Below are 11,629 nucleotides of genomic sequence, written 5' to 3' on the forward strand. Positions count from 1 at the left end.
AACTGCAGTCTGCTCTGCGGTTCGCTCGGTGCTGCGGCGACCGCCACGACGTTTGATCTCGTCCAGGTCGCGCGCGAACTCCCGGCTGGTGAGCGCCGGGCGTCCTTTAGCGGCGAACTGGTCTACAGTCTTGAGCAGGAAAGGCGTGATGCCACCGAGGTGAGGCAGCGCTCCCGGTAGAAGGCCCGGTGGCGTTCTTCGCCAAATGCCGGCCTCAGTGCCCGGTTGGTCCTGACCCTTGGCGTCAAAGTTATCCTTCGCCCGCCAGACGATCATCACTTCGGCCACCGCTTTGCCGACGGCGATGCCGTCGCTCTTTGCCCGGCCGTCCGGAATCTGCGCCATCGACCGAGCCAGCGCGGCGTCGAAGCTCGCCTTGTGCGCCGGAACTAAAGCGACGAGAACGCCGTGGGCAGCGCTCGCTGCGGCAGCCTCCTTCGATGCATCTGCCGGCGCCTTTATCCTGAAGCGGTAGCTCTCGTAGTGGGGCTCGATGGCATTGACGGCGTCGTGGACTGCACCATGCATGGCGGCCATGACACGCGCGAGCACCGGCGGAGCGGAAATCGGTAATGCGGCCGCCGTCGCGTTCCAATCCATCACAATATCGGCATTCGCAATGGGAATGCAGGTCGAAAAAATCAATGCGCCGCAAGCGGAAATAAAACCACGCGCCATCACTCGCCTCAACGTGCTCATCTTGCCTCCTTGGCGTGAGCAATCCTGGATTTGCGCCGTCGACATTGCCTAGGCGGCCGAAGGGGTGCAATACGGATGCGACGAAGGGTGGATTTCGGCGACAGAGGCCACCGAATGTCGGATCAGCTTGGGGAAACGCGCAGCCGGTTCGCCAAGGTTCGGAGTGGCGGCTTTTGGCCGACAGTACGCACTTGACATGTCGCCAGAAAGCGGCCGCATATTTCGAACGGTGCGGCCGCCTGGATGACCGGCTAGATCTCGGTTTGCTCGGAGATCTCCAACGCGTCGTCGACCTCGATTCCGAGGTAACGGACCGTGCTTTCAAGCCTATTGACTGCAGTCAATAGGCTTGACTATCTCCCGTGCCGGACTATGTCCCGCTAACGACGAATCGGCGCAGCGGCCGTGCGCCTGTGCCCTTTGAACGGGACATAGCGATGCTACACGCGCCGATCGCCACAGGACAGATCGCGAACTCGGCGCGTACGCCGGTCGTACCATCCACTGTGAGTCCGACCGCAGCAACCACAGGCCGTTTTTTTGAGCGCCGGACAAGATCAACAATGCACGCCTTCGGATCGCCGAAGATCCCACGCACGCTCGGTTGTGGACGAAAGCCCGCGAAGGCATACGCATCCACGAGCCGGCGCTTTCGCTTCGCTGAGGTAGCCATTCACGCATGATGCCAATTCCGAGCACCCCGCGAAACCTCTGAAAGTCAATATTCACGCGGGCCACAGACCCATTCATGCCCTCAAATCACCCACTCGATTTCCTGAAGACCCTTAAATATGACGCGTGCTTGCAGTGCACCGAGTCCGTTGCGGACGATGCGGCGCGAATGGCTTCGTGCGCGACGAATGCTGGTGGTCTAGACAAGGATGTTCGGCCGCAAGTATGGCGGGGGCAATAAGCGTGCATTGTGCCCCCGCCCGAGCAAGTAAAAGTGAATGAGCTTCAGGTTCTAAAGGCGCTGCCTTCACGAGTCCCGTGGATGCGACCCCGTAATGCTTTACTGCTTCTTCTTCGAATTCCATACGCCACCATGCCAAGACCCGAAAGGATCAGTGCGTATGTTGAGGGCTCGGGGACGGCTGCAATGTAGAGCCCGGATTCGATATTCTGACCATTGATTACTTCGGTACCCCCCGTGAGTTGAATGAGCGCGAATGCGTCCGGTCCGGAGCCCGATGTCGGCTCCAGGAACGTCTCCGGCGCGGTCGTCGCTGTCCACATCAATGGCGTGTTGCCGGAAGTGGCGCTGGGGTCAAACGTCGCCAGAAAAGCGAAATCGTACCCAGCCTGGACTCCGTTAGAGGTAATGGTGACTCCGGGAATCGTCGGAACAAACGTAGGCGTCCCGCACCCATTGCACCCGAAATGCAACTCTACAATTCCAGGGTTTCCGGATCCACCTGATAGCGCCGTATCGAGGCTGAAAGTGGTTGTACCGGGAGCGAACTCATCCAGGGATAAAGTGGCGAATGTAGTGCCCACAGGTCCCTGGTTAATCCTGAAATCGAAATGCAGGTCGGTTGCTGCAGCAGCCGGCATACTGACCAGGCCGCTCATTACCAATGCGCCAAACAATGAACGATGGAACTTCGTTGTGTCCATTGCTTCTCCTTCGGGGGTCCGGCGCGAACTTGCGCCGCATCTTCTAGCGCAATCAGAGAACCCGAAGTGTTCGCAATGCAGACGTCATCTCAGGACGACGCCTGTCGTGTTTAGATGACGGCACCAATTCTCACTTTCGGCGCAAACTGTGAACATTCTGGCAGTGCGCTGAAACGCGCGTTGCTCGCTAATTACCGCCGCCTTGTAAATCATTCATGGGCGCGATCGGAAAAAAACCGCGGCGCGCAGGACCGCAGCCGCGTCAACACTTCGCAGGACTACGAAGTGCGCTACTCGACGCAAGAGTTCGGTGTAACGGAAGAACAGCTACGCGATGCCGTGCAGCGCGTTGGCTCGAGCGCCGATAAGGTGCGGGAGCACTTGCGGCAGGGGCGGCCGGTAGTCCAGGCGAGTTACATCCGACCCAAAGGCTTCGCGACGACTTGCCCAACCTACGGCCTAGCGAGTACCTTAGCACTTGCAGGCCCGTGCGGGTATGTCAGCAAACCACGGGTGAAACGGACTACCGAGGTACTGATCGGTCTCAGGCGGCATAGCCGCCGAACGGTTCTACCGCGGAGGATCCTATGCGCCGAGTTTTCCTTTCCGTGCTTTTCCTCGCCGGCTGCGTGCAACTGCCGCCGACTCCGCAGGACTTGCAGGCGAAGAGATTCGAGGCGGTGCCCGGCCAATCGGTGATCTATGTCGTTCGCACGCCGCTGGATTCGAGCGAGCCTCAAAGCCTGATACTGAACGAACGCGGTACCGTCACGACCTTGCCTGGGACCTATTATCGCTGGGAGGTCCCGCCGGGCCGCCATCATGTCGAGGGATTCGGTTTCGGGGGCGAGTCCGTAACGCTGACGACCGAGCCGGGCGGGGTTTACTTCCTCGAGCACACGGTGATCGGCGACCCGCACGACGGCGGGGTGCAGCTGACCGCGCTCAGGCGGGTCGGCGATCAGTACGGGCGCAAGCTGGTCATGCGCTCGCAGCTCGTGCAGTAGCAATCCGGCTCCAATAAGTCACCGCCGGATCGTTCGTCGGTCGGGCTGCTTCATTGCCATAGACGTCGGCTCCGGCCGGTAAAAAGCAGCGTTTGTTGGCTTTGCAGATGCCGAGACCTTTCATATGAAATTCGACGTGTACGGCCGAATTCAGATGGAAGTCCTACGAGAGAACAGCTCTTGAGTCACGTACCGCATCGGGCTAGGAAACGTTCGCGCGACAGGGACCTGATCATCTCTGCCTCGCGCCCACCCGATGAGATCGCTGCCTACATCGATCACTTATTTGCGAACTATGCGGACCCGGCTAAGCGGTTCGCGTAATCTCCTGGTGATATGGTGCGCCGCTCGACCGCGGACACACATCGCATGACGCTCGCCCGCTTTCTCGCCGAAGTCCTGACCCGCGAGGGGACGGCTATTCCGCTCGAGTGCGACCCGATCGAACTCAATATGGCTCGCATCGTCATGGACCCTCATTCGGTTGAGTCGCGAGCCTTGCGGAAGGCGACGCTCGCCGTCATTGCCAGCCAGGGCGACATGACGGAAGCCCAGTTGTGACTCTCAGTGAGGATGCGCTCGGGCTGCCCGATGCGTTTGCGGTTGAGCGGGGCGCGGCGCGGTATCGGCCACGGGACCTGAAGGCGATCGCGGCCAGGCTGCTGGGGTTTGCAAGGATGAGAAGCCTGTAATGGCCGAACTGACACTCTGCCAGGCTTGGGCGAATTGGTGGGATTCAGTGCCCATCATTTCCTCGACCTTGTGGGGTATTCAGATTCTTTGGCTCGGTCGGATTGGTAAGGTGATTCAGTTTGCGGGAGCTGCGCTCATCGTCGTCGAGATCATCGGTGTAAGCAACATCAACAAGGCCGGAAATCAACTGGCCGGCATGTTATCGTCCCCCGCGATCACCTCGCCTGGTCGTACAGCCGCAGGCCGAGCGATGCGTCATTGGCAGTTACTCTTGGGTAGAGCGAGGCCGACACCAGCTGAGCTAAGGGAGGTGCCTGCCAGGGAGGTGTTTACAAGCCCGCGCTACGTGCTGGAACTGGCCCTTCTGTTCATCGCGGGATACTGGGTGTGGACCTCCCTCAGCCTTCTCGCGACAAAGGTACTCGCTGTTGCGGCTGTGGCCATTGTCTGGGCCTTCGTAGCACCCTTCCTATCGCTAATCGTGATTTTCTTCTTGGCCGCCTTACCGCTGTTGGCGCTGCTTCTCCTGAAGACATTGGCGTGGATGATGAGCCGTCCGCGCCTGGATTGGGCCACTAAGGTTCTTGCATTGCTGTTGGTCGTCGTTGGCTTTCATTTCGATTTGCTGGCCTCCTAGCTGCGCAGGGGCGCGATACCGTCGCGATATCCCAGCGCCTACTATGTGCCTACTAACCAAAAAGCGAAGGGCTTAGCGATTTGCTAAGCCCTTGATTGTTTGGTAGGCCCCCGGGGACTTGAACCCCGAACCAACGGATTAAGAGCTCGAAATTAGCGTAGTTCAACAAGCGAAAGTGGCCCGCCCTCAATCACTTACGCGCGCTGACCATCGCCAAGAATCGCTGAAATTGTCACGAAATCCCCACGTTTCTAAAAGGCTGCAGAGTGGCTGTGGCGCGTCCCGGCCGGCAACGCCTCAGGGTGCCGATCAACATAGCCCCAACTCTCGCTTTCAGCTTGTGGCTGAATCTGCTGGCCGCACTCGCAATCGACCCAACTCTGCGGTGACGATTCCGCCGGCTTCCAACTCGGCGCCGTGACTTGCGAGCACACGAATGCAGATCGTCGCTTGTTGACGTGCGGAAATTCCGACCAAGCGCACGATCCCGCGGTGGGGGCGACCATGCACGATGGCGAGCTCACCGAAGTCCTTGTCGAGCGTGACCAGGATTCGTTGCTCAGCGTGGGCAAGCGCAAGAATCTCGTCGTCGCCCGGATCGCTCGGCCAGTCCCCGGACCAAACGACGTCATGGCCCGCAGCTTCCAATTCCGGTCGAGCCTTGCCCCATACGCAGGTGTCGAGCAATAACCTCAAGCGCCAGTGTCCGCGATCATTGGCTCGACGCGCTCGTGTCCGACGAGTTTGCGGGCATAGACGAGGCACGCTTGGATATCTTCGGAAGCAAGCCAGGGATAGCCTTCCAGTATCGTCTCTGGCGTATCACCCGCTGCGAGCATGCCGAGCACGTGTTCGACCGCAAGGCGACGGCCGCGGATGATCGGCTTGCCGCCGAAAATCTTCGGGTCGACAACAATGCGGGCGAGCAGTTCTGCTTCGGTCATCGATTAGCTCCGATGGTTATTTCCACGATCAATCTACTCCGAAGCGCTAGGGGCGGCAATCTGAGCTGTGTAGGCCTCTGCCAACAAAGCCGCCCAGGGTGGCCTAATTTATCCAGCGATCATCTCGATCTGCCGATGCAGCGACGGTGCATCGCCGTTTTTCCGTCGTTCGATCATGCGCATTCCGGGTTCGAACGAGACAGCGAAATCGCAGCATGTCCCGGAGCCTAGTGGATTCAATCCACGAGGAAGACGTGGGTGCGCAACGCCATATGTGGCATGTATTCTGCTCGACCAGCGGCAGCTTCTTCCCCATAGCTCGAGTAGCCGGTCCAGCTTCCCGCTCGGTTTGGTTGACCGATCGGTTTGGTTGACACATTGACGGCCGAGTTGCTCTGACAGACACTTGATCCTCGCCAGGAGGAGCTTCATGTGGCTTCATCAACCGAAGTCGCATGATCGATCTCGGTGACGATAGGGAGAGAACACCCTGGTTCTATCGGCCTGGTTCGTGCCGATGACTTCGTGCATCCAAATAATTTGTCTGTGACAACTGAACATTCTGCATGGCGCGGCTCGAAGACCTAAGCCCCAACGCAGCCGTCCGCGGCATCCTGCCGGACGCGCTGGTGTCGGTGGTCAGCGTGCAGTGGTTCGGCTCCGAAGCGCTCGAGTTGACCTACAAGGCGCCGTCCGGCAAGGTCGCCAACGAGCTGCTCTATCGACACGACGAGGCCCGCCTCGAGGTCGCCGAACACGGGCGGCCCTGGAGCTTCGACGGCGACGGTGCGCTGTTCCGCCTCGTCTCGGAGGCACATCGCATCCGCCTGGCGCATCTGTTCGATCCGGTGCTCGCGGTTCATACCTCCGTAGTCGATCCGCTGCCCCACCAGATCACGGCCGTTTACGAATCGATGCTGCCGCGTCAACCGCTGCGCTTCCTGCTGGCGGACGATCCCGGCGCCGGCAAGACGATCATGGCGGGGCTGCTCATCAGGGAACTGATCGCCCGCGGCGATCTGCACCGCTGCCTCATCGTCTGCCCCGGCAGCCTGGCGGAGCAATGGCAGGACGAGTTGTATCGCCGCTTCAACCTGCCGTTCGAGATCCTCACCAACGACAAGCTGGAAGCCGCCCGTACGGGCAACTGGTTTCTCGAAACAAATCTCATCATCGCGCGACTCGACAAGCTGTCGCGAAACGAAGACGTGCAGATGAAGCTGCAGGCGCCCGATTGCCGTTGGGACCTGGTCGTGTGCGACGAAGCCCACAAAATGTCGGCCACGGTCTTCGGCGGCGAAACCAAGTACACCAAGCGCTACCGGCTCGGTCAGTTGCTGTCGACGTTGACGCGGCACTTCCTGCTGATGACGGCGACGCCGCACAACGGCAAGGAAGCCGATTTCCAGCTCTTCATGGCCCTGCTCGACGGCGATCGTTTCGAGGGCCGCTTTCGCGACGGCGTGCATACAGCCGATGTCTCGGACCTGATGCGCCGGATGGTGAAGGAGAGTCTGCTCAAGTTCGACGGCACGCCGCTCTTTCCGCAACGGATCGCCTATACCGTTCCGTACAAGTTGTCGGATGCCGAGACGCATCTGTACAAGGCGGTTACGGACTATGTGCGCGAGGAATTCAATCGCGCCGAAGCACTCGAAAACGACAAGCGCGCCGGCACCGTCGGTTTCGCCCTGACGATCCTGCAACGGCGGCTCGCGTCCTCACCCGAGGCGATTTATCAATCGCTGCGCCGGCGTCGCGAGCGGCTCGAAAGCAAGCTGCGCGAGCTCGAAGTGCTCCATCGCGGCGGTCAAGCCGCACCAGTTGTGATGAGCACCGTTTCGGCGCTCGACGCCGAGGATGTCGAGGATCTCGAAGACGCGCCCGATAACGAGGTCGAGGCGGCCGAGGAGGAAATCCTCGACCAGGCGACCGCGGCGCGCTCGATCGCCGAGCTGAAAGCCGAGATCGAAACGCTGAAAGGATTGGAGTCTCTGGCGCTCGCGGTTCGTCGCAGCGGCGCGGACACCAAGTGGCGCGAGCTGGCGACCCTGCTTGGCGAAATATTCACGAGCGGCGCAATCGCGAATCGCGCCGCACAGCCAATCGCGCACTACGGCAGCGGCAACATTCCGCCACCGACCGCGTCACCGCACCAGAAGCTCGTCATCTTCACCGAGCACCGCGACACGCTCAACTATCTCGAGAGTCGCATCACGACCCTGCTCGGCCGCAAGGAGGCCGTGGTGATCATCCACGGTGGCATCGGCAGGGAAGAGCGCATGAAGGTGCAGGAGTGCTTTCGGCACGACCCCGACGTGCAGGTTCTGCTCGCCACGGACGCGGCCGGCGAAGGCATCAACCTGCAGCGCGCGCACCTGATGGTGAACTACGACCTGCCGTGGAATCCCAATCGCATCGAGCAGCGCTTCGGTCGCATCCACCGCATCGGCCAGACCGAGGTCTGCCATCTGTGGAACCTCGTCGCCGAGGAGACGCGCGAGGGCGATGTCTATCGCAAGCTCCTGGAGAAACTGGAGCAGGCGCGCCAGGCACTCGGCGGCCAGGTGTTCGACGTCCTGGGCAAGCTTCAGTTCGAGGGCAAGTCGCTGCGCGAGCTGCTCATCCAGGCCATCCGCTATGGCGAGCAGCCCGAGGTCAGAGCCTACCTCACCACCGTGCTGGACCATGCGCTCGACCGCAGCCATCTGCAGGACCTGCTCGACGATCGCGCGCTCGCCCCCGACGCCATGGATGCAAGCCGGGTTCAGCGCATCCGCGAGGACATGGAGCGGGCCGATGCGCGCCGCCTGCAGCCGCACTACATCGAGTCGTTCTTTCACAGCGCTTTCCAGTCCCTCGGTGGCACGGTTAAGCAGCGAGAGCCGCGCCGGCACGAGATCACCCACGTTCCGGCTTCGGTGCGCAATCGGGACCGACTGATCGGCATCGGCGAGCCGGTGCTGCCCCGGTACGAGCGGATCGCCTTCGACAAGTCACTGGTGGCGCCGCAGGGCGAGACGCTCGCAGCGTTCGTCTGTCCGGGGCATCCGCTGCTCGATGCGGTCATCGACCTCACCCTCGAGCGCCACCGTGATCTGCTGAAACGCGGCACGGTGCTCGTGGACGAGCGCGACAACGGCATCCGGCCGCGCGTGCTGTTCTACATCGAGCACTCGATCCAGGACGCGAGCTTCACTTCGTCCGGTGAGCGGCGCATCGTCTCGAAGCGCATGCTTTATGTCGAAATGGATGCCGACGGCAGCGCACGCCACGTGCACTACGCGCCTTATCTCGACTACCGCCCGCTGAGCGCGGACGAACCCGGCGCGGAAACGCTGCTCGAGCGGCCCGAGTGCGCATGGATAAATCGGGCCCTGGAGCAGAAGGCCCAAGGCCATGCCGTCGCCCACGTCGTCCCCGAGCACCTGGCGGAAGTGCGTGGCCCGCGGCTTACGCTGATCCAGAAGACCGAAGCGGCGGTCAAGGATCGACTGACCAAGGAAATCACCTACTGGGACCACCGCGCGGCGCAGCTCAAGGAGCAGGAGCAGGCGGGCAGGGCCAACGCCAAGCTCAACTCCGGAGAGGCGCGCAAGCGGGCCGACCTGCTGCAGGGGCGCTTACAAAAGCGGCTGGAAGACCTGAAGCTCGAAGCGCAGATCTCACCGTTGCCCCCCGTGGTACTGGGCGGTCTGCTGGTCGTGCCGATGGGCCTGCTTGCGATCGTGGCCGGTCGGCCGCTAGCCGAGCCCACGGCGCCGCAAGACACGCAAGCGAGCGCCGCACGCGCCCGCGCGATCGTCATGGAGATCGAGCGTAGCCTCGGCTTCGAGCCGACCGACCGCGAATTCGAGAAGCTGGGCTACGACATCGAAAGCCGCGTACCGGGAACCGGCAAGCTGCGCTTCATCGAAGTGAAGGGACGGGTATCCGGCGCAGACACCATCACGGTCACGAAGAACGAGATCCTCTATTCGCTCAACAAGCCGGAGGATTTCATCCTCGCCATTGTCGAGTTTCAATCCGAAGAGCTGAATTGCGTGCACTACCTACGACAGCCGTTCCAGCGGGAGCCGGACTTCGGCGTGACGAGCGTGAACTACGACTTCGCCGAGTTGCTGGTGCGTGCCGCGACGCCTTCATGAATACTATGGGAATTCATCTGCTTACATTGCGCCCGTGCGAGGGCTCGACCGATTCTTGCGCCGGCCGCGAGATGATCGAGGTGCTGCGGCGCTATGCACGTGGTGAAGGCTTCGACGAGCCGGCTCTGCTCGGGCTTGACTCTGAAGCGCTCGACTTCCGGGCTTCTTCCGAGTCTTCGCACCCATCAGCACACGCTTCAGCCTCGCCTGATGTAAACCGCGCGTATCAGTTCCATAAGTCATTCCAAGCGAGCCGGATTTATGGGTAACCAGTATTAACCGTCCGTCAAAAGGTTTATTGAGAATCCGCTAAATGGTTGACAACCGTTTGATACCTTTGCGCGTTATGTCGACAGTGGGTTTGTCGAGGAGCGTGGATGGGCAAACGGGATCTGCAAGCCATGGAAGCGCGTCGCATCGAGGGCGCGCGGTTGTTGAAGCGCAACGTCGCCCAGGCGGAGGTTGCGCGCCGCTTGGAGGTCAGCAGGCAGGCGGTGAGCGTATGGGCGCGGCAATTGGTCGAAGCGAACGGCGCGGTAGGCCGGCTCAAAGCCAAGCCTGTGGGTCGGCCAACGCGGCTGCAGCCCGCGCAGTGCGAGCGGCTGCGCCAGATGCTGTTGAACGGGGCGCTCGCCGCCGGCTTCCCGACAGAGCTGTGGACGATCAAACGGGTGCGCTTGCTGGTCAAGCGCGAGTTCGATATCGCGTACAGCAACACTGGCGGCTGGGAGCTGCTTCGCTCTTTGGGCTTTACCCCGCAGCGGCCCGAGAAGCGCGCCCTGCAGCGCGACGAGCAGGCGATCCGCGCCTGGAAGCGCAAGACTTGGCTGGCGCTCAAAAAAAAGCCCGCCGCGAGGGGCGAACCATCGTCTTCGTAGACGAATCCGGGCTCTCGGAGAAGTGTCCCGTGACCCGAACCTGGGCGCCGCGCGGTCAGACGCCGGTGATCCAACAAAGCTTCACCTGGAAGCAGATGTCTGCGGTGGCTGGCCTGTCGTGGTGGCGCTTCTACTTCCGCTTCTTCGACGGTGCGATCAAGAGCGAGCAGATCATCGAATTCCTGAGCGCGCTCAAGCGCCAGATCGCAAGGCCGCTGTTGATCATCTGGGACGGAGTCGGCATGCACAAGAGCCGGCGCCTTCGCCAATGGCTTGAAACCCAGGGCGGCGCCTTCGCTATCGCCTTCCTGCCGCCGTATGCACCCGAGCTTAACCCCGTCGAAGCCATTTGGGCGTACCTGAAGAAGCACGAGATCGCAAACCTGTGCCCGGCCAATCTGACCGAGGTCAGCGACTACGCCCGACGCAGGCTCCGATCCATGCAGCGCCGGCCGAGGCTGATTCGTGCTTTCTGGCAGCAGGCCGAGTTGGCGTTCTAACATGTCAACGAATTACCGGATTCTCAATAAGCCACCGACTTTGGCCAGTGGTTATTCAGTGTGCAGGTGAGAACTTTCTTAAGGAGGACGTCAAGATCCTCTTGGATTGACACATCAGGGAGAAGACGATGGTCATAAAAAAGATCGTAATTCTGGCAAACTCTGTGAAGCACAATCCGGGTCGGTGTGTAGCGGGGCGCGAAGTCTTGGACAATGGAGCATCCGGCCGGGTCTGCGGTTGGATGCGACCGGTCTCTTCGGAGGGTGAAGGAGAACTCTATCCTCAGCATTGCACGATGGCTGACGGTGGAAGCCTCAATCTTCTAGTACTACTGTGTTACTAAGTGGTTTCTGCGCACAGGCTGTGGCCGCAGCATGGGCACTGGATCAGAGTCCTTGCGACGGCGCGCGCCAGTCGGAAGCGGCAGGTTGCGATGGACCATGGCACGTGGCGCTGCATCGGTGCCAGCCCCGCGCGGACGGAAGTCGGTGGGTAGGGCAGGCGT

At 61.2% G+C, this 11,629-nt stretch carries 10 protein-coding genes and 1 pseudogene; 6 read left to right on the forward strand and 5 right to left on the reverse strand.

From position 1 onward, the window contains the following. From GEV05_28085 to GEV05_28095, 3 genes and pseudogenes are all read right to left on the reverse strand, one after another. Positions 1-699 (reverse strand): chemotaxis protein CheB (locus GEV05_28085; protein ID MPZ47154.1); only part of this gene is annotated, 699 nt, incomplete at its 3' end. Positions 700-950: 251 nt separating this feature from the next. Continuing rightward, positions 951-1,031: pseudogene (locus tag GEV05_28090) on the reverse strand (integrase). A 625-nt stretch (positions 1,032-1,656) separates the two neighbouring features. Continuing rightward, complete coding sequence (locus tag GEV05_28095; protein MPZ47155.1) at positions 1,657-2,316, reverse strand: PEP-CTERM sorting domain-containing protein; 660 nt, start codon at positions 2,314-2,316, stop codon at positions 1,657-1,659. A 114-nt stretch (positions 2,317-2,430) separates the two neighbouring features. Here GEV05_28095 and GEV05_28100 point away from each other — a divergent pair, with 114 nt between their 5' ends. From GEV05_28100 to GEV05_28115, 4 genes are all read left to right on the forward strand, one after another. Next, a complete protein-coding gene (locus tag GEV05_28100) occupies positions 2,431-3,015 on the forward strand; it encodes a DUF3606 domain-containing protein (GenBank protein MPZ47156.1) in 585 nt (194 codons plus the stop codon). Beyond that, entirely contained in the window at positions 3,012-3,323 is a 312-nt protein-coding gene (locus tag GEV05_28105; GenBank protein ID MPZ47157.1) for a hypothetical protein, read from the forward strand. Before GEV05_28100 ends, GEV05_28105 begins: the two co-directional genes overlap by 4 nt. Before the next feature lie 369 nt (positions 3,324-3,692). Next, positions 3,693-3,884, forward strand: a complete 192-nt coding sequence (locus tag GEV05_28110) for a hypothetical protein (GenBank protein MPZ47158.1) — start codon at positions 3,693-3,695, stop codon at positions 3,882-3,884. Between the two features lie 130 nt (positions 3,885-4,014). Then, the gene (locus GEV05_28115; GenBank protein MPZ47159.1) at positions 4,015-4,653 is read left to right on the forward strand and encodes a hypothetical protein; all 639 of its coding nucleotides are present in this window, start codon (positions 4,015-4,017) and stop codon (positions 4,651-4,653) included. Between the two features lie 333 nt (positions 4,654-4,986). Here the strand turns inward: GEV05_28115 and GEV05_28120 are convergent, their stop codons facing one another. Both GEV05_28120 and GEV05_28125 read right to left on the reverse strand, forming a co-directional pair. Further along, positions 4,987-5,349, reverse strand: a complete 363-nt coding sequence (locus GEV05_28120; GenBank protein ID MPZ47160.1) for a toxin-antitoxin system, toxin component, PIN family protein — start codon at positions 5,347-5,349, stop codon at positions 4,987-4,989. Continuing rightward, a complete protein-coding gene (locus GEV05_28125; GenBank protein ID MPZ47161.1) occupies positions 5,346-5,597 on the reverse strand; it encodes a DUF433 domain-containing protein in 252 nt (83 codons plus the stop codon). Before GEV05_28125 ends, GEV05_28120 begins: the two co-directional genes overlap by 4 nt. Before the next feature lie 566 nt (positions 5,598-6,163). Between GEV05_28125 and GEV05_28130 the strand changes: the two genes are divergently transcribed. Beyond that, on the forward strand, positions 6,164-9,745 hold the full coding sequence (locus tag GEV05_28130; GenBank protein ID MPZ47162.1) for a DUF3883 domain-containing protein: 3,582 nt from the start codon (positions 6,164-6,166) through the stop codon (positions 9,743-9,745). Between the two features lie 313 nt (positions 9,746-10,058). Beyond that, positions 10,059-11,123 (forward strand): IS630 family transposase, encoded by a 1,065-nt coding sequence (locus GEV05_28135; protein ID MPZ47163.1) that lies wholly within the window; start codon positions 10,059-10,061, stop codon positions 11,121-11,123. Positions 11,124-11,629 lie beyond the last annotated feature (506 nt).

This window comes from Betaproteobacteria bacterium, from assembly GCA_009377585.1.
Classification (GTDB): Bacteria; Pseudomonadota; Gammaproteobacteria; order Burkholderiales; family WYBJ01; genus WYBJ01.